This window comes from Blattabacterium cuenoti, from assembly GCF_014252375.1.
GTDB lineage: Bacteria > Bacteroidota > Bacteroidia > Flavobacteriales > Blattabacteriaceae > Blattabacterium > Blattabacterium cuenoti_AH.
Genome location: NZ_CP059221.1, coordinates 91,457 through 114,368 on the forward strand (window position 1 = coordinate 91,457; position 22,912 = coordinate 114,368).

A 22,912-nucleotide genomic window follows, 5' to 3' on the forward strand; every position below is an offset into this window, starting at 1 on the left:
TTATTGCAATTTATTTTCAATAAATGCAATATATTTTTCTACATTTTCTATGTATAAAAAAATAGGATATTTGCATTCTATTTTTTTAAAATAGTATTTAGATTTTTTATATTTTTTTTGATAAAAATATAATAAACCTATTTTATAATAATATAAAGGAGTAGTTATTTCATTTTTTTTTACATTAGATGCTTTAATATAACTATATAAAGCATTATTAAAATCATTTTTTTGAAAAAATGAGTCTCCTATTATTCCATATTTTAAAGAAGATATAATTTCGTCATTTACATTAAATTTTTTCATTATTTTTATACATTCATTATAATTTCCCAATTTATAATAACAAATTCCAGCATAAAATTTTGCTAAGTTTCCTGATTTGGTAAACGGATATTTAGACGAGATTTCTAAAAGTCCTAAATAATTATTTTTTTTATTTTTATTTAAAGCCTTATAAAACATTCCATTGTATAAATATTGTTGTGCATAATTAAGTTCATCTGTTGATTTTATTGATAAATCTATAAAAATACTTCTTAAAATAAATAATATTATAACTATAATTGTTATTATTATTGTTGTATAAATATATATTCTTTTATTTCTAAATATTATATTCAATTTTTTTTACTTTTTATTTTAGTTAAATTTTTTATTTTATTGAAAAATTTATTTCTTATAACTTCTATTGTCTTAATTCTTTTATTATTGATACTTTTTATAATAAAAGAATAATTTAAAAAATTTATTTTTTGTTTTTTTTTTGGAAAATCTTTATTTATTTCCATAATAAATCCTCCCAAAGTATCAGCGTCTCCCTTTTCTTTTTCAAAAAAAATTTCTTCTTTTATATTCATAATACGATAAAAATTAATTAAAGATGTTTTACCATCAAATAAATAATTATTTGTACTTATTTTTGAATACGATATATCTTCTTCATCAAACTCATCTACTATATCTCCAATTATTTCTTCAATTACGTCTTCAAGTGTTACTAATCCACAAGTTCCCCCATATTCATCTACTACAATAGCTAAATGTATTTTTCTTTTTTTAAAATCACTTAAAAGTTCATCTATTTTTTTTGTTTCTGGAACAAAAAAAGGAGGATGTATAAGTTTATTCCAATTAAAATTATTTTCATATATAAATGGTAAAAGATCTTTAACAAATAAAATTCCATCTATATCGTCTATACTATTTTTATAAATAGGTACTCTAGAATAACCTTGATAACGAATTAATTCTAAAATATTAGAAAATTTTTTATTTTTATTTAATGCAAACATATCTATTCTTGGAGTCATAATTTGATGTATTTCTGTACCACCAAAATCTACTATTCTTTGCAAGAATTGACTTTCTCTAAAATTTTTTTTGTTTAAAGTTATTTTTAATGCTTTTGATAAATAATTAATTGATAAAAAATTTTTTTTTTTTATTATTATATTTTCTATAGATTTAGATATAAAAATCATAATTTTACTTATTGGATCTAATAACTTTTCAAGAAAAATTAATGGTTTAGACATAAATATAGAAAAACGAAAACTATTTTTACTTGCATATATCTTTGGAATTATTTCTCCGAATAAAACTAAAATAAATGTCATAAATATTATTTCTATAATAAAATTTATAGATATACTAATTTTTGAATAAATAAAATATTTATTTTGTATAAATTTTTTTATTAAATAGTTTATTGTAATTATAATTCCAATATTTGAAAAATTATTTGTAATTAATATTGTAGCTAATAATTTTTTTTTATTTTTAAGAATTCTTAATAAAATATTATTTTCATTATTTTTTTTATTAATATTTTTTTTATCAAGACAAAAAAAAGAAGTTTCAGATCCAGAAATTAAAGATGAAAACAATAATAGTATTATTGCTAATATAATATTAAACGTTAAATAAAAAATATTAAAATAGTCTTTTTCCAAATGTTATATATTTTTCAATTAGTAAATTAAAATTTAAATTATTTTTTAAAATACTTATATATAGTTAATCTATATAGCACTAATAAATTTAGTTTATATCTTTTACAAAGATCATATTTTTGTAAGTTTTTTTTATAAATTTTATTTATTAATACTATACATAATATGTTATAATTTTATAACAATTTTTATGAAAAATTTATTATATTTAGAATATTAAATATTTTTTGTTGATCAAAAAATTTTGTTATTTGATATTAATGATTTAACATGACAAAAGCAGACATAATAACAGAAATTATATCAGAAACTGATTATGAAAAAATACATATACAGAAAATTTTAGAAACTTTTATGAAAAAAATAAAAAAAAGTTTATCATCAGGTGAAAATGTATATTTGAGAGGATTTGGATCTTTTATTGTTAAATATAGAGCAGAAAAACTTGGACGTAATATATCTAAAAATAGATCAATTGTTATACCTGAACATAATATTCCATCATTTAAACCATCAAAATCTTTTATTGAATTAGTAAAAGAAAATGTACCAGTTGATTAAATAAATTTTTATAAACATAAAATATGCCAAACGGAAAAAAAAGAAAAAGGAAAAAAATAGCAACTCATAAAAGAAAAAAAAGAAATAGGAAAAATAGACATAAAAAGAAAAAATAATTATTTTTTTTTAATACTTGTTTTTTATGTATTATGAATAAAGATTTAATTATAAATACAGATACAGAAAAACAAGCTATAAAAATAGCTCTATTAGAAAAAGGAAAATTATTAGAACTTCATAAAGAAGTTTTTGACAAAGATTTTTATGTAGGAGATATTTATTTAGGTATCGTAAAAAAAATTTTACATGGATTAAATGCTGTAATTGTTGATATTGGATATTATAAAGGTGGATTTTTACATTACAGCGATTTAGGAGAACATATAAAAAAAATATTAAATTTTACAAAAAAAGACAATGATAATAATTTTTTTTCAATAGAAAATGTACTTAATATAGGACAAAAAATATTAGTACAAATATCTAAAGAACCTATTTTAAATAAAGGACCTAAGTTAACTACAAAAATTAGTCTTACAGGAAGAAATATAATTTTTATTCCATTTTCAAATAAAACCTATGCATCTAAAAAAATAAAAAATATAAATGAAAAAAATAAACTTATTTATTATATAGATAAAATAAAACCTAGTAATATTGGTATAATTATTAGAACAGAATCATCTAAAAAACTAAAAATATTAAATAAGGAATTAATCCATTTAATGAATAAATGGAAAAATATATTGAAAAATATAACTTTAATAAAACCTCCTACAAAGATTTTTAGTGAAATTAATAAGATTTCTTGTTTTTTAAGAGATATATTTAATAATGATTTTAAATCAATTTATTGTGATAATATTTTTTTATGCAAAGAAATATATACCTATTTATCTATAATTTTTCCAGAAAAAACAAATATTATAAAATATCATAAAGAAAGTATTCCAATTTTAAAAAAATATGGTGTAGAAAAACAAATACAAATTTTTTTAGGTAAAAATGTTCCACTTAAAAATGGATCATATTTAGTTATAGAACATACTGAAGCCTTACATGTTATTGATGTAAATAGTGGAATGAATAATTATATAAAAAAAAATAGTACTGAATTAGAAAGAGTAGATAATATATTTAAAATAAATTTATTGGCAGCAACTGAAATAGTAAGACAACTTATATTAAGAGATATGGGAGGAATAATAGTCGTTGATTTTATTGATATGCCGGATCTAATACAAAAACAACAATTATATGAACATTTAAAAAATAAAATGAAAGATGATAGAGCAAAACATTATATACTTCCTATGAATGAATTTGGTCTTATTCAATTTACTAGACATAGAGTAAGACCAGAATTAAAAATTAGAAAATATGTAAAATTTAAAAAAACTTCTACTATAAGCTATATTTATCATTTGGAATGTGTAATAGATAATGTTTTAAAAAATAAAAATTACAAAAAAATACAATTACATATAAATACTTTCGTATCATTTTATTTAAAGATGGGATTTCCATCTATACAACAAAAATGGTTTTTTAAATATAAAAAATGGATAAAAATAATTCCTAAAAATTCATTTCAATATAATGAATATAAAATTTTTGAAAAAAATAATAAACATGAAATTACATCATGTTTTTTTAATTAAAGTGGATGTGGTGGAATTAGGTATACACGTCAGAATTAGAATCTGATGCTTAAAAGCTTGAGGGTTCGAATCCCTTCATCCACACAACAATTTAAATATTTCTTTTTTTATTTCCTATATAAATTTGTCTAGGTCTTCCTATTGGTTCTAGATTATTTTTTATTTCTATCCAATGAGCAATCCATCCTGGAAGTCTACCCAAAGCAAACATAACAGTAAACATGTCTTTTGGAATCCCTATTGCTTGATAAATAATTCCAGAATAGAAATCTATATTTGGATATAACTTTTTTTCTGAAAAATATGAATCTTTAAGTGTATTTATTTCCAAATTTTTAGCTATATCTAAAATTGGATCATAAATATTTAATTTTTTAATAAGATTTTCAGCTACATATTTTGCTATTTTTGCTCTAGGATCAAAATTTTTATAAATCCTATGACCAAATCCCATTAATCTAAAAGAATTTTTTTTATCTTTTGCTTTTTCTATCCATTTATTTATATTACCTCCATCTTTTAAAATAGTTTCTAACATTTCAATAACTGCCTGATTAGCACCACCATGTAGTCTTCCCCATAAAGCATTAATCCCAGCTGATATAGATGAAAATATATTTGAACGAGCTGAACTTAACAAACGTACAGTAGTAGTAGAACAATTTTGTTCATGATCTATATGCAAAATTAACAATTTTTCTAATGCATCAATTATATGATTATTTTTTTCATAAGATTTATTAGGAATAGAAAAAAACATTTTTAATATATTATATATATAACATATACTTTTTTTATTTTTAATAAAAATATTAGGCAATCCATATTTTTTTCTATAAATCATAGCAGATAATGTAGGTAACTTAGATAATAAATAAAAATGTGAATCTTCATTTTTTATAGAATTATCAAATGATGATAATATATTTGTAATAGAAGATAAAATTGCCATTGGATGACAAGAATTAGGTATTTTATCCAAAAAATTATAAATTTTGTTTTGGATTGAATCAAAACTATTAATTTTTTCTTTAAAAAATTTTAATTGTTTATAATCAGGAAAACTACCGTTTAAAATTAGATAACAAGTTTCTACAAATGAACATTTATCAATTATTTGTTCAATAGGATATCCTCTATATAATAGTTTTCCATTTTCTCCATTTATAAAACTTATTGAACTTTTTGTAATAGCTGTATTTTTTAATCCTGGATCAAAAGTTATAAGTTTAGTATACTCTCTTAATTTAGAGATATCAATAGCTTTATCAAAAGTTCCATTAATTAAAGGTAATCGGTGATAACGTCCATTAATATATAAATTAATAATACACATAAGTTTAAGTTAAAATAATTTAAATTAAAATATACAATATCTAAAAATTTTTTAATATCATTTTTTCAAATGAAATAATAGTATGAAATCCTTTTTTTAAAAAATAATTTTTCATTCCTTTTCTAAAGCTAATTAATGCAAAATCACCTCCCCATGTACCTAGGCTTTTTACCAAACCTAAATAATCTGGAAAATATAATTCTTTTACAGTAGGTAAATTAAGTATTTTTGATATTATCATTTCATGTTTTAATAATAATTCTTCAAACTCTTTTAATTTGTTACATGATAAAATTTTTAATGTAATATAAGATATAGTATTTATAATATTTTTACTTATATATTTTTTTTTAGAAAAAAACCAATTTATTCCATCAGTAGTATTTTGTTTTTTATTTAGATATAAAAAATATAATTTATTTTTAAATGGTGGATTAAATTCTACAGATAAAAAATATGGAATATTTTTTTTAAGTTTAAAAATTATTGATTTAGCATTTGAAACACATGCTAAATCATATCCACTTCCTGGAAAATCTTTTCCTAATAATTTATAAGGATTAATACCTGCCCATTGTGCAATATTATTTATTAGAGTGGAACTACTACCTAACCCCCATTTTCTAGAAAACTGTAAAAAAGTATTAACATATATATTAATTTTTTTTTCTAAAAATCTTTTTTCTATTTTTTTAGATTTCAATAATAAATTTTTAAGACGATAAGATATATTTTTTTCTGTTTCATAAACAATTTTTAAATATGGTAATTCAAATATAACTTCAAACCATGCTTTTTTTAAATTTATATCATAACTTTTCCAATATAAAATAGAAGATTTATTTTTTGTTTCAAAAACAGACAATGATTGTCCTTTTATTGTTGGTAGAGCTAGACCTATTGATCCCAATAGTATTAAATATTCTCCTGTTAACAATAATTTTCCATGACTATAAAAAAAATTTTTTTTATAAAAAAACATTATTATACATATTTTATACTTATTTACTAAATGTTTTTAACATTTTTATTGCCATATTTTCCAAAGTTCTTCCAGGACCAATTTCTGTAAAAAATTTAGCTCCATTTATAATCATATTTTTTATAGAATGTTTCCATTTTACTGGAGAAACTAATTGTTTTATTAAATTTTTTTTTATATCATTAGGATTAATAATAGGAATACCTAAATAATTTTGATATATAGGACATATAGGATTATTAAACGATATTTTATTTATTATATTTACAAATTTTTCTTCTATTAATTCCATAATTGGGGAATGAAATGCTCCATATACAGGTATTCTTAATATTCTATTAGCTCCTAATTTTTTTAAAATTAAACATACTCTATTAACAGAATTATATTCTCCAGATATTACTAATTGATTACAAGAATTATAATTTGATGGTACTACAATACCTTTATCTTCTTTACAAACACGTTCTATTATCTTATCTTTAAGACCAAATATTGCTACCATTTTTCCAGGAATAGTATCACATGCTTGTTGCATAAGTAATCCTCTTTCTTTTACTAATTTTAATCCGTCTTCAAAAGAAATAACATTAACTGCAGTCAAAGCTGAAAATTCTCCAAGAGATAAACCAGCAACCATGTCTGGAAAAAAATTTTTACACAATTGTGTTTCTACAAATGAATAAATATATATTGCCAATTGTGAATTTATTGTTTTTTTTAGAATATCTTTAGATCCATTGAACATTATTTTTGTAAAATCAATATTTAAAATTTTATTAGCAATATTAAATATTTTTCTAGCTAAAAAATATTTTTCATAAAATATTTTTCCCATTCCTACAAATTGACTTCCTTGTCCAGAAAATAAGTAAGCTTTCATAAAATAATAAAATATTTATTTTTTAAATTAATTATAAATATAAAAAATATAAAATATAGATGAATATAATTGACACACATACCCATTTATACATGAAAGAATTTAAAAAAGATGTAGATTACGTAATTAATAATTCAATTAATAAAGGAGTTTGCAAATTTTTTTTACCATCTGTAAACATTTCAAGTATTAATAAGATTATTAATCTAGAGAAAAAATATCCTAATATATGTTTTTCAATGATTGGACTACATCCAAATTATATTTATTCAACTTATAATTTTAATAAAGAATTAAAACAAATAAAAAAAATTTTGTACAATCATTCTTTTATATCTATAGGAGAAATTGGAATTGATTTACATTCTAATAAAAATTTTTTTTCAGAACAAAAATATGCATTTAAAATTCAATTAGAATGGGCTAAAGAAAAAAAACTACCTATAGTTATTCACTGTAGAAATGCATTTGATTATGTATTTAATATTTTATCAAAAAAAGAATATTCTTCTATTAAAGGTATATTTCATTGTTTTTCAGGGACTTTAAATCAAGCAAATAAAATAATTAATATAGGTATGAAACTAGGTATAGGAGGAATAATTACTTTTAAAAAAAATAATATTGAACAATATTTAAATCAGATTAATATAAAAAATATAGTATTAGAAACTGATTCACCATATCTTTCTCCACATCCTTTTAGAGGAAAAAGAAATGATCCATCAAACTTAAAAATAATATTAAAAAAAATATCTGAAATTTATTCAATTTCAGAAAATATTATTGCTAATATTACAAATAATAATGTTAATGAAATATTTTTTTAAATTATACCATTTTATATGGATCTACATATTTTTCATATTCTTCATTATTTAAATAACCTAAATTTATTGATGCTTCTTTTAAAGTTATATTATTAATATATGCATAGTTTGCTATTTTTGCGGATTTTTCATATCCAATTTTTGGATTTAAAGCAGTAACCAACATTAAAGAATTATTCAATAATTCTTTAATTCTATTGTGATTAGGTTTAATTCCTTTTACACAAAAAGAAGAAAATGAATTAACGGCATCTGAAAGTAATTTAGATGATTCTAAAAATTTATGTATCATTAATGGTTTACAAACATTTAATTCATAATTACCTGATGATCCAGATAATGAAATAATTACATCATTTCCTATAATTTGCATACATACCATAATTAGAGCTTCACACTGAGTAGGATTAATTTTTCCTGGCATAATAGAAGATCCGGGTTCATTTTTTGGTATGTATATTTCTCCAATTCCAGAACGAGGTCCAGATGATAAAAAACGAATGTCATTTGATATTTTTATTAAAGAAACTGCTACTTGTTTAATAGAAGCATGGGCTTCTACTATTGCATCATGATTAGCTATAGATTCAAATTTATTTTTTGATATTTTAAATGGAATTTTGGTGTATTTAATAATATATTTAATTACTTCTTTATCAAATCCTTTAGGAGCATTTAAACCAGTTCCAACAGCAGTCCCACCTATAGGCAATTCTGATAAATAGTTTAATGTATTTTTAATTGAATTTATTCCATGTTCTATCTGTGATGTATATCCAGAAAATTCTTGTCCTAATGTTATAGGAGTTGCGTCCATAAGATGAGTTCTTCCTATTTTTACAATATTTTTAAATAATTCAGATTTATATTTTAATTCATCTTTTAATTTTTTTATTGATGGAATAGTTTTTTCCTTAAGTATTTTATAAGCACATATATTCATAACAGTAGAAAAAGTATCATTTGACGATTGAGACATATTAACATCATCATTAGGATGAATAAATTTTTTCCCTATTCCTAATTTATTTCCTATAATTACGTGAGATCTATTTGATATAACCTCGTTTACATTCATATTAGTATGAGTACCAGATCCAGTTTGCCAAACTACTAAAGGAAATTGATTGTCTAATTTCCCATGTATTATCTCATCACATACTTTACATATAATATTTTTTTTTTCTAAAGGTAATTTTCCAAATTTATAATTGGCTATAGCAGAAGATTTTTTTAAAGTAGCAAATGCATGAATAACTTCTATTGGAATAGATCCTTCTTTTCCAATTTTAAAATTTTTTCTTGATCGTTCTGTTTGTGCCCCCCAATATTTTTTTATAGGAACTTTAACTGTTCCTAGTATATCTTTTTCATTTCTATATATATTTTTTTTATTCATAATTTTAAATAAAATTTATTATTTATGATTATTAAATTTATTGGATTTTTAATATTTTTGCTAATAACAATATCTGGATTTTGGTGTATAATTTTTTTATCTATATTTAGTGGTTATTGGATGATAATTTTTTTAAAAAAAATTTTGTATGATTTTATAAAAAAAATAAAAATTAAATATTTTGATAAAAAAAATAAAAATTAAATATTTTGATAAAAAAAATAAAAATTAAATATTTTGATAAAAAAAATGTTTAAAAATAAATATTTTTTGATGAGTATTCTTTTTTTTATATGGATTTCATTTTTTGATAGAAATTCGTTATTAATGCATTATAAATTAATAAGAAATATAGAAAAAATTAATAGAGATATAAAAGTTGTAAAAGAAAGAATTTTTTATAAAAAATTAAAAAAAAATAAATAAAATATTATTTTATTTTATTTAATTTTTTTAAATATATTAATATTATACTTAAATCAGATTGAGATATCCCACTAATTTTAGATGCATGAGCTAATGATTTTGGTTTATTATGTTCTAATTTTTCTTTCCCTTCTAAAGAAATAGAATTTATTTTTTTATAATTTAAATTATGTGGTATTCGTATATTTTCTAATTTTAATAATCTATTTGCATTTTCTATTTCTTTATCCAAATATCCTTTATATTTAATTCTTATGGAAACTTGATCTAAAATCTCTTTATTAAATTTATTTTTTTTTATTTCAATCATTATAAATGGAATATTTTTAATATCTTCTATACTAATTTCAGATCTTAATAAGATTTCACTAATTTTTTTATTAAAACATATTTTAGGTGATTTCTTAACATATAAAATATTATTTATATCTATAGGTTTAACGTAATTTTTTATAAAAAAATTTATACATTTTTTTATTTTATTCTTTTTATTTTCTACTATTTTTATATTTTGTTTTGAAATTAATCCAATACGATATCCAATGTGAGATAATCTTTCATCTGCATTATCTTGTCTTAATGACATTCTATATTCAGATCTAGAAGTAAACATTCTATATGGTTCTCTAATTCCTTTTGTTACTAAATCATCTATTAAAACTCCAATATATCCTTCGTTTCTTTTAATAATAACCGGATTTTTATCATAAATTTTTGAATAAGCATTTATTCCAGCAATTAATCCTTGTGAAGCTGCTTCTTCATATCCAGTAGTCCCGTTTATTTGTCCAGCAAAAAAAAGATTTTTTATTTTTTTACTTTCTAAAGTATTCGTTAATTGTTCTGGATAAAAATAATCATATTCTACAGCGTATCCTGGTTGTGTAATTTTTACCTTATTAAATCCTGGTATTTTTTTTAATATTTTATATTGTATTTCTTCTGAAAAAGAAGTAGAAAATCCATTAATATACATTTCTTTGGTATTTAATCCCTCAGGTTCAATGAAAATAGGATGATCTACTTTTTTAGGAAAACGAATAACTTTATCTTCAATAGATGGACAATATCTTGGACCTTTTCCTTTTATAGAATTATTTAAAATTGGAGAATGAATTCTATTATCATAAATAGCGTCCAAAACTTCTTTATTAGTATATGTTATATAACATTTACATTGCTTATTAGTTTTTTTAAAACTATGAAAAAAAGAAAATTTTCCAATATTTTTATCTCCATATTGAAATTCCATTTTATTTATTTCTAATGAATTTTTATCAACTCTTGGAGATGTTCCAGTTTTCATTCTTCCATATTTCAATCCAAAACATTTATTTAATTGCTCTGTAATACCTATTACTTTTTCTTCATTTATTCTTCCTCCACTAATTTTTTTAGTTCCTATATGTATAACTCCATTTAAAAATGTACCATTTGTCAAAATTACTGCATGTGCATTAATTTTTATTTTCATTTTAGTTTCCACTCCTATTACTTTGTAATTTTTTATGATTAGAGATTTAACTGTATCTTGATATATAGATAAATTTTTATTTTTTTTTAAAATATATTTCCAATAATAAGAAAATAACATTCTATCACATTGAGATCTAGGGCTCCAAACAGCAGGACCTTTTGATTTATTTAACATTCTGAATTGAATACTACTATAATCAGTAACTATACCAGAATATCCACCAAGTGCATCTATTTCTCTTATTATTTGACCTTTTGCAATTCCTCCCATAGAAGGATTACAAGATAATTTTGCAATTGTATTTATATCACTGGTAATTAATAAAGTCTTTGCTCCCATTTTAGAAGAAGAAAATGCTGCTTCTGATCCAGAATGTCCTCCACCAATAACAATAATGTCATAGTAATAATTATTAAAAATCATAATTAATATTGAAATAAATTTAAATAAAAATTTTCTTTTTTTATCATTATTATTTTATCATTAGTTTTTTTATCTTTATATCCTAAAATATGTAATATAGAATGAATCATAACACGTAATAATTCAAAATCAAAAATTTGATTCCATTCTTTAGAATTTATAGTTACTTGATCAATACTTATATAAATATCACCGGATATATGTTTATTAAAAGAATAATCAAACGCAATAACATCTGTATAATTGTTATTATTTAAATATTTTTTATTTAAAAATAAAATATAATTATTTTTACAAAAAATATAGTTAATATTTCCCATATATTTTTTTTCATTTTCTAATAACAAATAAATTTTTTTTATAATTGAATATTCATCTTTAATTTTAAAATTAATTTTTTCGTAGAAAAATTTAATCATAATATATACGTATTTTTTTACTAATTTTTACTATTAAAATTTAAAAATAGTGATAAGAATAATTCCTAATTTTTTTACATTAATTAATTTATTTTTTGGATGTATATCTATAATTTTATTACAACAAGAAAATTTTTCTACTTCTTTTATTTTTACAATGATTTCAATCATATTTGACTTTTTAGATGGATTTTTGTCAAGAATAATGAAAATTAATAGTAAATTTGGTAAAGAATTAGATTCTTTATCAGATATAGTTTCATTTGGAATAGTTCCATCTATTATAGCTTTTATTTTATTAAAAAAGGTTTTTTTAACAAATCCCAATATAAAATGGGTAGCCTTTTTTATTTGTATGTCATCTGCATATCGTCTAGCTAAATTCAATATTAATAAATCAATTAATGGATTAACTACTCCAGTAAATACATTATTTTTTTACTCTTTATTGTATATAATTGAAAAAAATAATAAAATTAAAAATTTTCAATTACTAAAAAATATTATATATAATCCTATTATTATTATTTGTATAATATTTCTTTCTTGTTATCTTTTAAATTCTAAAATTTTGATGATTTCCTTTAATTTTAAAGGAATATCTTGGAATAAAAATAAGGAACGATATATTTTTTTATTTATTGGTTTATTCCTTTTATTAATTTTAAATTTTATGATATTTTTGTTTTATATAATAATTATTTATATAATAACTTCAATTTTTTTTAAAAAAAATAAAAAATTATTTAAATGAAATTAAAACTTTATCGTCCAATATGTTTCTTTGATATAGAATCAACAGGTATAAATATAGGAAAAGATCGAATAATAGAAATATCTATATTAAAAATATATCCTAATAATAATAAAGAAAGTAATACATGGTTGGTATATCCAGAAATACCTATACCACCACAATCAACTGCTATACATGGAATAAAAAATGAAGATGTAATAGGAAAAAAAACGTTTAAAGACATATCTTCTTATATTTTTAAAATGATAGAAAATACAGATTTAGCAGGATATAATTCAAATAGATTTGATATACCAATTTTAGCAGAGGAAATGTTACGCGCAGGAATTCCATTTAATATTAAAAAATATAAAACTATAGATGTACAAGTAATTTTTCATAAAATGGAACCTAGAACCCTTTCTGCTGCATATAAATATTATTGTAAAAAAAATCTTACAAAAGCTCATACTTCAAAAGCAGATGTTTTTGCTACTTATGAAATTTTATTGTCACAATTGGATAAATATAAAAATTTAAAAAAAGATGTAAAGAATTTAGATCAATTTTCTCATCAAAAAAATATAGCAGATTTAGCTGGATTTATTAAAATAAATGAAAATAGAGATGAAATATTTAATTTCGGTAAATACAAAGGTAAAAAAGTATTTGAAGTCTTAAAAAAAGATCCTAATTATTATATATGGATACAAAATTCAGATTTTCCTTTATATACAAAAAAGATATTAACAGAAATAAAATTAAGAAATTTTAATAAAAAATAAAATCAGCTATAAGTTAATTTTCTTAATTTATCTGATATAAAATCGTCTAAATTTTTTCCTTTTAATAAATTATTAGAAATAAGAGTTAAATTTAATGTTTCTTTTATTATTTCATTTCTTTCTTTTTCAGATTTAATTTGTAAGATTTTTTTTATCAAATGATGATTTATATTAATAATTAATTGATATTTATCAAAATTATTTTTATTCATATTTCTAAATGCATTCATTTCTTTCATTCTTCTAAAATATTCAGGAATTATAATTAAAAATGGACGATCTTTTTCAGATAGTTCTTCCAATTTAATAATAAATTCATAGTTTTTTAATTGATTATTGACATAATTTTTTATTAAATTTTTTTCCTCTTCGTTAATATTAGAAAATTTAACTTTATCTCCTTTAAATATTATTTTATCAATATGATCAGAATCAACCCTAACAAAGGAAATATCATTATAAGATAATTCTAATTTTTGTATTAAATGTACTGATAATGGACTATCTAATAATACTACTTCGTATCCTCTATCTTTAGAATCTTTAATTGATCTAAATTGAAGTTCTTTATTTGATGAATATAAAAATATAATTTTCCCCTCTTTATTTTTTTGTTTTTTTTCTATAATTTCTTTTAATTCATTTAAAGTAAAAAAATTATTATCTACATTAGTAAAAAGAAAGAAATTAATTGATTTATCAAAAAATTTATCATCACTAATAATTCCATATTCTATTATAATTTTTATATCTTCCCATTTTTTTTGAAAATCTTTTCTATCGTTTTTAAATAAAAAAGTTAATTTATCAGAAACTTTTCTTGTTATATATTTTGATATACTTTTAACTGAATTATCAGATTGTAAATGAGATCTTGATACATTTAAAGGTATATCTGGAGAGTCTATAACTCCTCTTAATAAACTAAGGAAATCAGGAACTATTCCTTCTAAATTATCTGTAACATAAACTTGATTTTGATATAAAAATATTTTTTCTCTCTGTAAATCTACTTTTTTTTCTATTTTTGGAAAAAACAAAATTCCATTTAAATGAAATGGATGATCTATATTTAGATGTACCCAAAATAATGGATCATCTAATTGATTAGGATATAATTCACGATGAAAATCTAAATAATCTTTATCTTTTAATTCATTAGCATTTTTTTTCCATGCAGGAAAAACATTATTTATTTTTATATTTTTTTCATTTTCATTAATATAAATAGGAATAGGCATAAACCTACAATATTTTTTTAATAATTTAAAAATATGATCATAATTTAAAAATTCTTTATGTTCATCATCTATATATAAAATAATTTCTGTTCCTCTACTTTTTTTTTCAATTTCTTTCATAAAGAAATTTGTAGAACCATCACAAGACCATAACATAGAAGGATATTTTTTATTATATGATTGGGTCAAAATCATAACTTTATATGAAACCATAAAAGAAGAATAAAATCCTAAACCAAAATGACCAATGATAGAAGAATCTTTATGTTTTTTTATAAATTCTTCTGCTCCAGAAAAGGCTATTTGATTAATATATTTTTCTATTTCTTCATTATTCATTCCAATACCATTATCTATAATATGTAATGATTTGTTTTTAATAATAACTTTTATTTTAAAATCATTATTAATATTTATGTTATTATCATTATTTAATATAGATACTGTTTTTAATTTAATGATTGCATCTGTAGCATTAGAAATTAATTCTCGTAAAAAAATTTCTTGATCTGAATAAAGAAATTTTTTTATAATAGGGAAAATATTTTCAGAATTTACACTAATTTTATTTTTCATTTATAAAAAGTTTTATGCTAATTTTTTAAAATTTTATCAATAAATATTTCTTCATTAAATTCTTTTAAATCATTTAAATTTTCTCCTATACCTATATATTGAATAGGAATATTATATTCATTTAATATTTTTAATATAAAACCTGCTTTTGCTGTACCATCCATTTTTGTTATAATTATAGAAGATATTTTAGTAAAATAAGAAAAATTTTTTGTTTGTTCAAAAGCATTTTGTCCAGTATTAGCATCTATAACAAGAATAATTTCATGAGGTGCTTTTGGAATTAATTTTTTAATTACTTTATCAATTTTTGATAATTCTTTCATTAAATTAATACGATTATGTAATCTACCTGCAGTATCAATTAATACAATATCTTTTTTTCTTGATATTGCTGATTGTACGGTATCATAAGCAACAGAAGCAGGGTCTGAATTTATTTTTTGTTTTATTATTGATACTTGAGATTTTTTTGATAGTATTTCAAGTTGTTCTATAGCTGATTCACGAAATGTATCTGATGCTCCTATAATTGGATTATATCCTTTTTTTTTAAAAAAAAAGGATAACTTTCCAATAGTTGTTGTTTTTCCTACACCATTTACTCCAACTATCATTATAACATATGGTTTTTTGGATACTTCTATTTTTTTTATTATAGATTCTTTTTCTTTTTTTTTTACTTTAACAATATTCAATATATCATTTTTTAATATTTTTTTTAAATCATCTATTTTAATATTATTGTTTTTAATTTTTTTTTCTAAATTAGAAACTATTTTTATAGTAATTTTAGTTCCTATATCTGCAGATAAAAGAATTTTTTCTATATTATCAATATCTTCTTTCTTTACTATATCTTGTTTTTTATCAAAGAAAAATTTTTTTATTTTATAAAAAAAGGAGTTATTCATAAATGTTTACTTTTTTGATAAAAAATCAATTGCTTCTTTTTCTATTAAAATTTTACTTATGAATTTATATTTATTTTCTAATTTTACCATTTTTATAGCTAGTACCATTTTTAGTTTATTATTTTTATCGTTTTTTGATTTTTTATACATACTTTATACATACTTAGTAAGTAATTTTATTACTTAATTTCTTTATGAATTGTGTATTTTTTTAATATTGGATTAAACTTTTTTAGTTTAATTCTATTAGGAGTATTTTTTTTATTTTTAGTTGTAACATATCTAGAAATTCCAGAAATTCCTGTTTCTTTTTGTTCAGAACATTCTAAAATAATTTGTATTCTATTTCCTTTTTTTCCCATAATTGAAACGTTTCATTACATTTTCTATTCCTATTTTATCTATTATTCTTATAGTAGATACACATATTTTAATAGTTACCCACTTTTTTTTTTTTAATAAAAAAAAACGTTTTTTACATAAATTTATGTTAAATCTACGTTTGTTTTTATTATTTGCATGAGATACTTTATTTCCAACTAATGATTTTTTTCCAGTTAATTGACAAATTCTTGACATATTTTTTTAGTGTAATAGAAATTTATTATTTTTAATTATTATTTAATATATTTTTAATCTTATAATTATACATAATAATTATTAAATATTAAAAAATTCTTTAAGAAAAATTAAGTCATATGTCAGGACATAATAAATGGGCTAATATACAACATAGGAAACAAAATCAAGATATAAAAAAATCAAAAAAATTTTCTAAAATTCTTAGAGAAATTAATTCAATAGTAAAAAAATTTGGTACTAATAGTTCTTATTTTAAAAAAATTATTTGTAATGCAAAATTATTAAATATACCTAAAAATACTATAGAAAGAATAATTAAAAAATCATTAAGTAAAAAAAACTGTAAACATCTATATTTAGAAGGTAAAATATATGAAATTTACATATACATGGAATGTATGACAAATAATAACAGTAGAACTATTTCTAGTATAAGGATCTTTTTTAATAAAAATGGTGGAAAATTATGTAATAATGGTAGTATATCTCATTTTTTTAAAAAAAAAATTATTTTTTCTATAAAAAAAGAATTTTTTTCTTCAATAAAAGATTTTGAATTAATGTTGATAGACTTTGGAGCTAAAGATATTTTTAATAAAAAAGAAAGAATTGATTTTATTACAAATTTTGAACATTTTGGAAAAATGAAAGATAGTCTTGAAAAATTCAAGTTAAAATATGATTTTAAATCAGTAAGAATACCTAAACATCTAATAGATATTAAAAAAGAAAAAAAGAAAAAAGTTATGGATTTAATTGAAATACTTAAAAATTATGATGATATAGAAAATGTTTATTCTAACTTAATGATATAATATTTAGTATAAAACAAGGCGTCCTATCGCATTTTTAATGAGGAAAGTCCGGACACTATAGAGCAACACAATGGGGTAATTCCCATCCATTTAAAAAAAATGAGGAACAGTGCAACAGAAAGAAAATACAGGTAAAGCTGTAGTGAAATCATGTAAACTCTGTGTAGTGAAATGTCATGTAAACCAGAAACTTGCTCGGTTAATTCTGGAGGGTAGACAGATAGAAATTATAGGGTAACCTAAATTCAAGATAAATGATAGGAAAATCAAACTATAATTGATTTACAGAATCCGGCTTATAGCTTTTGTTTTATGGAGAGATGGCCGAGAGGCTTAAGGCGCACGTCTGGAAAGCGTGTATACAATAAAGTATCAAGGGTTCGAATCCCTTTCTCTCCGCTAAATTTTTAATTATCTAATTTTTTTAGTTTTTTTTCAATTGAGTTAGATCTAACTCCTAATAATTTATCAATATCTTGTGAAGCTCCTTGTAATTTATCTTTTGCTTGATTAAGTAAGTACCCAAACTTAGAAAATTCTTGTTTTATAGATTCTAATACATTCCAAACTTCAGAAGTACGTTTTTGTATGGCTAATGTTCTAAATCCTATTTGAAAACTATTTAAAATTACAGCTAAAGTAGATGGACCAGCAATTACTGTTTTATATTTTCTTAATAATTCTTCTAATAATTTAGAGTTTTTTACAACCTCTATATATATTCCTTCAAAAGGTAAAAATAGTATTGCAAAATCAGTAGTATTTGGAGGTTCTATATATTTATTTTTAATATCTTTAGACATTTTTTTTATAACTAATTCCATGTTTTTCTTAGCTATATCAATATTTTTTTTTAATCCATAATGATAGGCTTTCTGAAGTTTTTCATAACTTTCTTTTGGAAATTTAACATCAATTGGTAACCATACAGTATTATTTTCACTACCAGGAAATTTTACCGCAAATTCAACAACATAATTTGTTCTTGGTTTAGTAATTACATTAGATGCATATTGTTCTGGAGATAATATTTGTTCAAGTAACATTGATAATTGCATTTCACTAAAACTTCCAGATATTTTTACATTATTTAATGTATTTTTTAATGAACTTATGTCACTTGCTAAAACTTTCATTTCTCCCAAACCATTTTGTAAAAAAGTAAGTTGATTACCAATTAATTTAAACGATCTTTCTAAATGAATATCAATGGAATCTTTAAGTTTATTAGTAATAATATCTTTTATGAATTCCATATTTTTATTCATAATATTAATAAACTTATTTTGTTCAGAACAAATAAAATCTATTTTTGTGGATTGAAACTTAATATATGATTGTATATCTTTGTTTATAATATTTTGGTAATCTTTTGATGTACTAATCCATTCATTTTTTAATGAAATTAAAAAATCTAATTTTTTTTCTTTATCATAAGAATAAATATTATTGATTTCATTTTTTTGATTTAAAAATTCATTTTTCAATAAAAATTCTAATTTTATGAAAAAAAAAACTAGAAAAAATATAAAAACAAAAAATGATAAAACTAAATATAACATAAAACGGAATAATAGCGGGAATAGGACTCGAACCTATGGCCTTCGGGTTATGAGCCCGACGAGCTACCAACTGCTCCATCCCGCGATCAATTTTACCAATATAATATTTTCCATTAAAAAAAACAAATTATCCATTCATAGAAATTAAAAATTCTTCGTTATTTTGTGTTCTAATAATTCTTGATCTTAAAAACTCCATAGCTTCTACTGGATTCATGTCAGAAAGATATTTTCTTAAAATCCACATTCTTTGTAACGTATTTGAATCTAATAACAGATTATCCTTTCTTGTACTTGACGAAACCAAATCAATAGCAGGATATATTCTTCTATTAGCTATTTTTCTATCTAATTGAAGCTCTTTATTCCCTGTTCCTTTAAATTCTTCAAAAATTACTTCATCCATTTTAGATCCTGTATCAATCATTGCAGTAGCAATTATTGATAACGATCCTCCATTTTCTATATTTCTAGCCGCTCCAAAAAATCTTTTTGGTCTATGTAATGCATTAGCGTCAACTCCACCTGATAAAACTTTACCGGATGCAGGAGATACAGTATTATATGCACGAGCTAATCTTGTAATAGAATCTAATAAAATAACTACATCATGAGAGCATTCAACCATTCTTTTTGCTTTTTTTAAAACAATGTTTGCTACTTTAACGTGACGATCTGCTGGTTCATCAAATGTAGATGCAATAACTTCTCCTCTTACACATCTTTGCATGTCTGTAACCTCTTCAGGTCTTTCATCAATTAATAAAATTATTAAATATACTTCAGGATGATTTGCTGCAATAGCATTAGCTATTTCTTTTAATAAAGTAGTTTTACCAGTTTTTGGAGGAGCTACAATCATACCTCTTTGACCTTTACCTATAGGTGTAAATAAATCTACTATCCTAGTAGAAAGAGTTGAATTATTTTCAGCAAGTTTAAATTTTTCGTTAGGAAATAATGGAGTTAAATGTTCAAAAGAATTTCTCTCTCTTATAAATGATGGATTTTTACCATTTATTTCAATAATTTTTATTAATGGAAAATATTTTTCTCCATTTTTAGGTGGACGGACTTCACCTCTTATTGTATCTCCAGTTTTCATTCCAAATAATCTAATTTGAGATTGAGAAACATATATATCATCAGGTGATGATAAATAATTGAAATCAGAAGATCTTAAAAAACCATAATTTTCAGGCATAATTTCTAATACTCCTTCACTAATAATTATTCCTTCAAACTGATATTCATTAGTTCTATATTTATTAGAAATATTATTTCTTTGCAAATTATTTTTTCCACTAAAAAAATTAGGATGATGTGTATTACTATCATACCTTTCTTGTTTTTTCCAGTTAGAAAAATTTTTATATTTTTTTTGGAATTTTATATGATCTTCTTTGTTATAATATTTTCTTTTTGAAAATTCTTTAGAATATTTATTTTTATTTTTTTCAATAAAAAATTTTTTTGATCCTACATTCTTCCTAATAAATTCTTTCGAATTATTTCTATCTTTTGATCCATAAAAATTATTTCTATCTTTTGATCCATAAGAATTATTTTTATCTTTTAATTCATAAGAATTATTTTTATTTAATACTGAAATTATTTTTTTTAATAATTCATTTTTACGTAATTGAGTACATTTTTTTAAACCAGAAGATTTTGCAATCTCCTGTAATTCAAAAAGTTTTTTACTTTTTAATTCAGTGATATCAAACATAAAATAATTGGATTATATTTATAATAACTACTTAGACGAGAAATACAATTTATATAAAAAAATTATATCGAACTTTAATAAAAAATTAAATAAATCACTTAAATTATCAATTTATTAAATTTTTTAATATTATGTTAAGAATACAATCATTATACTTATCAATATCAATTTTATTTTATTCTTTATCTGTATCTTTTTTATTTAATGATAGAGTAATAAGATATAATAGATTACAAAATCTATCAATGTTATTGACAATATTATGTATAATACTATCTTTATCTAGTATTTTTTTATTTAAAAAAAAAAAAATTCAGTTAATATTAAATAACTTAAATATTATTTTAAATACAATTAGTTTTTTAATTATTTTATTTTTTTTGGATAGTGAATATTATAGTAGTTTTTTTTATGCAAAAAAAATAAATTTTTCTTTAATTATATTCTTATTTTCATGTAATATACTTCTTTATATAACTAATCGTGCTATTATAAAAGATATAAAAATAATTGATTCTATTAATAGAATACGATAATAATGGTAAAAAATGATATTTCTATAAAACAATTAGAAATTTATAAAAAAGAATTTTTAAAAATTTCTAAACTTATTATACAACCTGATTTTTTATCTAAAAATAAATATAAAATATTAATAAAAAAATATAATGAATTAGAAAAAATATTTCTTCTTTATAAAGAATATAATAAAGAAATTAATCTTATAAAAGAAGCTAATTATATTATAGAAAATGATACAGATGATAAAGAAATGAAAAATTTAGCAATAAATGAAAAAATAAATTCAATTAAAAAATTAGATGATATTAAAAATAAATTATGTAAAATAGTAAAATATAAAAAAACTAAAAAAGACAATTATAGAAACGTTATATTGGAAATAAGATCTGGAACAGGTGGAGATGAAGCATGTCTGTTTGTAGAAGACATATTAAGAATGTATATAATGTATTTTAAAAAAGTAAATTGGAAACATAAAATACTTAATTTTCAAAAAGGAACAAAAGGTTATAAAGAAATAATAATAGATGTATATAGCAATGATAACAAAAATGAAATTTACGGACATTTAAAATATGAATCTGGGGTACATAGAGTACAAAGAATTCCTAAAACAGAATCTCAAGGAAGATTGCATACTTCTGCCATAACAGTTGCTATATTACCAAAAGTAGAAGATGTAGAAGTATCAATTAATCCATTGGATATAAAAAAATATACTTTTAGATCTAGCGGTGCTGGAGGACAACATGTAAATAAAACGGAATCTGCAGTTAGATTAGTTCATTTACCAAGTAATATTAAAGTAGAGTGTCAAGAAGAACGTTCTCAACATAAGAATTTTGAAAAAGCAATGATAGTTTTAAGATCAAAAATATATACTAATGAAGTAGAAAAAAAATTAAAAGAAAGATCAATAAAAAGAAAATCTTTAATCTCAACAGGAGATAGATCAGTAAAAATACGAACTTATAATTATCCTAATAATAGAGTAACTGATCATAGAATACATAAATCTATTCATAATCTTAATGAATTTATGAACGGTAATATTCAAGAAATGATAGATGCATTAAAAATAAAAGAAAACGAATAGTT

25 protein-coding genes, 3 tRNA genes and 1 other RNA gene are annotated in these 22,912 nt (G+C 20.6%); 13 read left to right on the forward strand and 16 right to left on the reverse strand.

Annotated elements, in window-relative coordinates; genetic code table 11:
* Both H0H34_RS00420 and gldE read right to left on the reverse strand, forming a co-directional pair.
* The gene (locus H0H34_RS00420; RefSeq protein WP_185873374.1) at window positions 1-624 is read right to left on the reverse strand and encodes a tetratricopeptide repeat protein; all 624 of its coding nucleotides are present in this window, start codon (window positions 622-624) and stop codon (window positions 1-3) included.
* Window positions 621-1,889: a gliding motility-associated protein GldE gene (gene gldE, locus H0H34_RS00425; protein ID WP_238785457.1), complete on the reverse strand. Its 1,269-nt coding sequence runs from the start codon at window positions 1,887-1,889 to the stop codon at window positions 621-623. Before gldE ends, H0H34_RS00420 begins: the two co-directional genes overlap by 4 nt.
* Before the next feature lie 336 nt (window positions 1,890-2,225).
* On the opposite strand from gldE, the gene H0H34_RS00430 reads away from it, so the two are divergent.
* The 3 genes from H0H34_RS00430 (at window position 2,226) to H0H34_RS00440 (ending at window position 4,261) form a co-directional block, all read left to right on the forward strand.
* Complete coding sequence (locus H0H34_RS00430) at window positions 2,226-2,516, forward strand: HU family DNA-binding protein (protein ID WP_185873375.1); 291 nt, start codon at window positions 2,226-2,228, stop codon at window positions 2,514-2,516.
* A gap of 149 nt (window positions 2,517-2,665) precedes the next feature.
* Window positions 2,666-4,177, forward strand: a complete 1,512-nt coding sequence (locus H0H34_RS00435; protein WP_185873376.1) for an Rne/Rng family ribonuclease — start codon at window positions 2,666-2,668, stop codon at window positions 4,175-4,177.
* A gap of 1 nt (window position 4,178) precedes the next feature.
* Window positions 4,179-4,261 (forward strand) — tRNA-Leu (locus tag H0H34_RS00440).
* 7 nt (window positions 4,262-4,268) lie between these two features.
* Here H0H34_RS00440 and H0H34_RS00445 read toward each other — a convergent pair.
* The 3 genes from H0H34_RS00445 to H0H34_RS00455 are packed head-to-tail and all read right to left on the reverse strand — an operon-like array spanning window position 4,269 to window position 7,378.
* On the reverse strand, window positions 4,269-5,513 hold the full coding sequence (locus H0H34_RS00445; RefSeq protein ID WP_185873377.1) for a citrate synthase: 1,245 nt from the start codon (window positions 5,511-5,513) through the stop codon (window positions 4,269-4,271).
* Between the two features lie 40 nt (window positions 5,514-5,553).
* The gene (locus H0H34_RS00450) at window positions 5,554-6,495 is read right to left on the reverse strand and encodes a GYDIA family GHMP kinase (protein ID WP_185873378.1); all 942 of its coding nucleotides are present in this window, start codon (window positions 6,493-6,495) and stop codon (window positions 5,554-5,556) included.
* Window positions 6,496-6,514: 19 nt separating this feature from the next.
* Complete coding sequence (locus H0H34_RS00455; RefSeq protein ID WP_185873379.1) at window positions 6,515-7,378, reverse strand: ACP S-malonyltransferase; 864 nt, start codon at window positions 7,376-7,378, stop codon at window positions 6,515-6,517.
* A 92-nt stretch (window positions 7,379-7,470) separates the two neighbouring features.
* Between H0H34_RS00455 and H0H34_RS00460 the strand changes: the two genes are divergently transcribed.
* Entirely contained in the window at window positions 7,471-8,208 is a 738-nt protein-coding gene (locus tag H0H34_RS00460) for a TatD family hydrolase (RefSeq protein WP_238785458.1), read from the forward strand.
* Between the two features lies 1 nt (window position 8,209).
* Here the strand turns inward: H0H34_RS00460 and fumC are convergent, their stop codons facing one another.
* Window positions 8,210-9,607: a class II fumarate hydratase gene (gene fumC, locus H0H34_RS00465; protein WP_185873381.1), complete on the reverse strand. Its 1,398-nt coding sequence runs from the start codon at window positions 9,605-9,607 to the stop codon at window positions 8,210-8,212.
* Window positions 9,608-9,631: 24 nt separating this feature from the next.
* On the opposite strand from fumC, the gene H0H34_RS00470 reads away from it, so the two are divergent.
* Complete coding sequence (locus H0H34_RS00470) at window positions 9,632-9,811, forward strand: hypothetical protein (protein ID WP_185873382.1); 180 nt, start codon at window positions 9,632-9,634, stop codon at window positions 9,809-9,811.
* Between the two features lie 45 nt (window positions 9,812-9,856).
* Window positions 9,857-10,033, forward strand: coding sequence for a hypothetical protein (locus tag H0H34_RS00475; protein ID WP_185873383.1), 177 nt, complete (start codon window positions 9,857-9,859; stop codon window positions 10,031-10,033).
* A 4-nt stretch (window positions 10,034-10,037) separates the two neighbouring features.
* On the opposite strand, the gene mnmG is transcribed toward H0H34_RS00475, so the two are convergent.
* Both mnmG and ybeY read right to left on the reverse strand, forming a co-directional pair.
* Complete coding sequence (gene mnmG / locus H0H34_RS00480) at window positions 10,038-11,933, reverse strand: tRNA uridine-5-carboxymethylaminomethyl(34) synthesis enzyme MnmG (RefSeq protein ID WP_185873384.1); 1,896 nt, start codon at window positions 11,931-11,933, stop codon at window positions 10,038-10,040.
* Window positions 11,934-11,935: 2 nt separating this feature from the next.
* The gene (ybeY, locus tag H0H34_RS00485; protein ID WP_185873385.1) at window positions 11,936-12,352 is read right to left on the reverse strand and encodes an rRNA maturation RNase YbeY; all 417 of its coding nucleotides are present in this window, start codon (window positions 12,350-12,352) and stop codon (window positions 11,936-11,938) included.
* A 49-nt stretch (window positions 12,353-12,401) separates the two neighbouring features.
* On the opposite strand from ybeY, the gene H0H34_RS00490 reads away from it, so the two are divergent.
* Together H0H34_RS00490 and H0H34_RS00495 are read left to right on the forward strand one after the other, a co-directional pair.
* The gene (locus tag H0H34_RS00490) at window positions 12,402-13,106 is read left to right on the forward strand and encodes a CDP-alcohol phosphatidyltransferase family protein (RefSeq protein WP_185873386.1); all 705 of its coding nucleotides are present in this window, start codon (window positions 12,402-12,404) and stop codon (window positions 13,104-13,106) included.
* The gene (locus H0H34_RS00495; protein WP_185873387.1) at window positions 13,103-13,873 is read left to right on the forward strand and encodes a 3'-5' exonuclease; all 771 of its coding nucleotides are present in this window, start codon (window positions 13,103-13,105) and stop codon (window positions 13,871-13,873) included. Before H0H34_RS00490 ends, H0H34_RS00495 begins: the two co-directional genes overlap by 4 nt.
* Before the next feature lie 2 nt (window positions 13,874-13,875).
* Here the strand turns inward: H0H34_RS00495 and htpG are convergent, their stop codons facing one another.
* Genes htpG through rpmB form a run of 5 tightly spaced genes read right to left on the reverse strand, consistent with a single transcriptional unit; the run spans window position 13,876 to window position 17,183 of the window.
* Window positions 13,876-15,690, reverse strand: coding sequence for a molecular chaperone HtpG (gene htpG, locus H0H34_RS00500; protein ID WP_185873388.1), 1,815 nt, complete (start codon window positions 15,688-15,690; stop codon window positions 13,876-13,878).
* A gap of 17 nt (window positions 15,691-15,707) precedes the next feature.
* The gene (gene ftsY, locus H0H34_RS00505; RefSeq protein ID WP_185873389.1) at window positions 15,708-16,604 is read right to left on the reverse strand and encodes a signal recognition particle-docking protein FtsY; all 897 of its coding nucleotides are present in this window, start codon (window positions 16,602-16,604) and stop codon (window positions 15,708-15,710) included.
* A 6-nt stretch (window positions 16,605-16,610) separates the two neighbouring features.
* Window positions 16,611-16,754, reverse strand: coding sequence for a hypothetical protein (locus H0H34_RS00510; RefSeq protein ID WP_185873390.1), 144 nt, complete (start codon window positions 16,752-16,754; stop codon window positions 16,611-16,613).
* A 29-nt stretch (window positions 16,755-16,783) separates the two neighbouring features.
* Window positions 16,784-16,966, reverse strand: a complete 183-nt coding sequence (rpmG, locus tag H0H34_RS00515) for a 50S ribosomal protein L33 (RefSeq protein WP_185873391.1) — start codon at window positions 16,964-16,966, stop codon at window positions 16,784-16,786.
* Window positions 16,947-17,183: a 50S ribosomal protein L28 gene (gene rpmB, locus H0H34_RS00520; protein WP_185873392.1), complete on the reverse strand. Its 237-nt coding sequence runs from the start codon at window positions 17,181-17,183 to the stop codon at window positions 16,947-16,949. The genes rpmG and rpmB overlap by 20 nt, the downstream gene beginning before the upstream one ends.
* 119 nt (window positions 17,184-17,302) lie before the next feature.
* Between rpmB and H0H34_RS00525 the strand changes: the two genes are divergently transcribed.
* The 3 genes from H0H34_RS00525 (at window position 17,303) to H0H34_RS00535 (ending at window position 18,400) form a co-directional block, all read left to right on the forward strand.
* Window positions 17,303-18,001 (forward strand): YebC/PmpR family DNA-binding transcriptional regulator, encoded by a 699-nt coding sequence (locus H0H34_RS00525; protein WP_185873393.1) that lies wholly within the window; start codon window positions 17,303-17,305, stop codon window positions 17,999-18,001.
* A gap of 10 nt (window positions 18,002-18,011) precedes the next feature.
* Window positions 18,012-18,316: RNase P RNA component class A (gene rnpB, locus H0H34_RS00530), an RNA gene on the forward strand.
* Window positions 18,316-18,400 (forward strand) — tRNA-Ser (locus tag H0H34_RS00535). Before rnpB ends, H0H34_RS00535 begins: the two co-directional genes overlap by 1 nt.
* 8 nt (window positions 18,401-18,408) lie before the next feature.
* Here H0H34_RS00535 and H0H34_RS00540 read toward each other — a convergent pair.
* From H0H34_RS00540 to rho, 3 genes are all read right to left on the reverse strand, one after another.
* Window positions 18,409-19,563, reverse strand: coding sequence for a DNA recombination protein RmuC (locus H0H34_RS00540; RefSeq protein WP_185873394.1), 1,155 nt, complete (start codon window positions 19,561-19,563; stop codon window positions 18,409-18,411).
* Between the two features lie 12 nt (window positions 19,564-19,575).
* A tRNA-Met gene (locus H0H34_RS00545) sits at window positions 19,576-19,648 on the reverse strand.
* A 42-nt stretch (window positions 19,649-19,690) separates the two neighbouring features.
* Window positions 19,691-21,292, reverse strand: coding sequence for a transcription termination factor Rho (rho, locus tag H0H34_RS00550; protein WP_185873395.1), 1,602 nt, complete (start codon window positions 21,290-21,292; stop codon window positions 19,691-19,693).
* Between the two features lie 131 nt (window positions 21,293-21,423).
* Here rho and H0H34_RS00555 point away from each other — a divergent pair, with 131 nt between their 5' ends.
* Both H0H34_RS00555 and prfA read left to right on the forward strand, forming a co-directional pair.
* Window positions 21,424-21,828, forward strand: coding sequence for a DUF4293 family protein (locus H0H34_RS00555; protein ID WP_185873396.1), 405 nt, complete (start codon window positions 21,424-21,426; stop codon window positions 21,826-21,828).
* 2 nt (window positions 21,829-21,830) lie between these two features.
* Window positions 21,831-22,910 carry a peptide chain release factor 1 gene (gene prfA, locus H0H34_RS00560; protein WP_185873397.1) on the forward strand — a complete coding sequence of 360 codons (1,080 nt, stop codon included), beginning with the start codon at window positions 21,831-21,833 and terminating at the stop codon, window positions 22,908-22,910.
* The last annotated feature ends 2 nt before the right edge of the window (window positions 22,911-22,912 follow it).

Bases quoted from the DNA above. Each gene is read 5' to 3' on its own strand.
- H0H34_RS00475 (WP_185873383.1), top strand. From the start codon at position 9,857: ATGTTTAAAAATAAATATTTTTTGATGAGTATTCTTTTTTTTATATGG.
- htpG (WP_185873388.1), bottom strand. From the start codon at position 15,690: ATGAAAAATAAAATTAGTGTAAATTCTGAAAATATTTTCCCTATTATA.
- ybeY (WP_185873385.1), bottom strand. From the start codon at position 12,352: ATGATTAAATTTTTCTACGAAAAAATTAATTTTAAAATTAAAGATGAA.
- rpmB (WP_185873392.1), bottom strand. From the start codon at position 17,183: ATGTCAAGAATTTGTCAATTAACTGGAAAAAAATCATTAGTTGGAAAT.
- H0H34_RS00450 (WP_185873378.1), bottom strand. From the start codon at position 6,495: ATGTTTTTTTATAAAAAAAATTTTTTTTATAGTCATGGAAAATTATTG.
- H0H34_RS00455 (WP_185873379.1), bottom strand. From the start codon at position 7,378: ATGAAAGCTTACTTATTTTCTGGACAAGGAAGTCAATTTGTAGGAATG.
- H0H34_RS00540 (WP_185873394.1), bottom strand. From the start codon at position 19,563: ATGTTATATTTAGTTTTATCATTTTTTGTTTTTATATTTTTTCTAGTT.
- H0H34_RS00460 (WP_238785458.1), top strand. From the start codon at position 7,471: ATGAAAGAATTTAAAAAAGATGTAGATTACGTAATTAATAATTCAATT.
- H0H34_RS00470 (WP_185873382.1), top strand. From the start codon at position 9,632: ATGATTATTAAATTTATTGGATTTTTAATATTTTTGCTAATAACAATA.
- H0H34_RS00495 (WP_185873387.1), top strand. From the start codon at position 13,103: ATGAAATTAAAACTTTATCGTCCAATATGTTTCTTTGATATAGAATCA.
- mnmG (WP_185873384.1), bottom strand. From the start codon at position 11,933: ATGATTTTTAATAATTATTACTATGACATTATTGTTATTGGTGGAGGA.
- H0H34_RS00430 (WP_185873375.1), top strand. From the start codon at position 2,226: ATGACAAAAGCAGACATAATAACAGAAATTATATCAGAAACTGATTAT.
- H0H34_RS00435 (WP_185873376.1), top strand. From the start codon at position 2,666: ATGAATAAAGATTTAATTATAAATACAGATACAGAAAAACAAGCTATA.
- rpmG (WP_185873391.1), bottom strand. From the start codon at position 16,966: ATGGGAAAAAAAGGAAATAGAATACAAATTATTTTAGAATGTTCTGAA.
- prfA (WP_185873397.1), top strand. From the start codon at position 21,831: ATGGTAAAAAATGATATTTCTATAAAACAATTAGAAATTTATAAAAAA.
- H0H34_RS00510 (WP_185873390.1), bottom strand. From the start codon at position 16,754: ATGTATAAAAAATCAAAAAACGATAAAAATAATAAACTAAAAATGGTA.
- fumC (WP_185873381.1), bottom strand. From the start codon at position 9,607: ATGAATAAAAAAAATATATATAGAAATGAAAAAGATATACTAGGAACA.
- H0H34_RS00555 (WP_185873396.1), top strand. From the start codon at position 21,424: ATGTTAAGAATACAATCATTATACTTATCAATATCAATTTTATTTTAT.
- H0H34_RS00525 (WP_185873393.1), top strand. From the start codon at position 17,303: ATGTCAGGACATAATAAATGGGCTAATATACAACATAGGAAACAAAAT.
- rho (WP_185873395.1), bottom strand. From the start codon at position 21,292: ATGTTTGATATCACTGAATTAAAAAGTAAAAAACTTTTTGAATTACAG.
- ftsY (WP_185873389.1), bottom strand. From the start codon at position 16,604: ATGAATAACTCCTTTTTTTATAAAATAAAAAAATTTTTCTTTGATAAA.
- H0H34_RS00445 (WP_185873377.1), bottom strand. From the start codon at position 5,513: ATGTGTATTATTAATTTATATATTAATGGACGTTATCACCGATTACCT.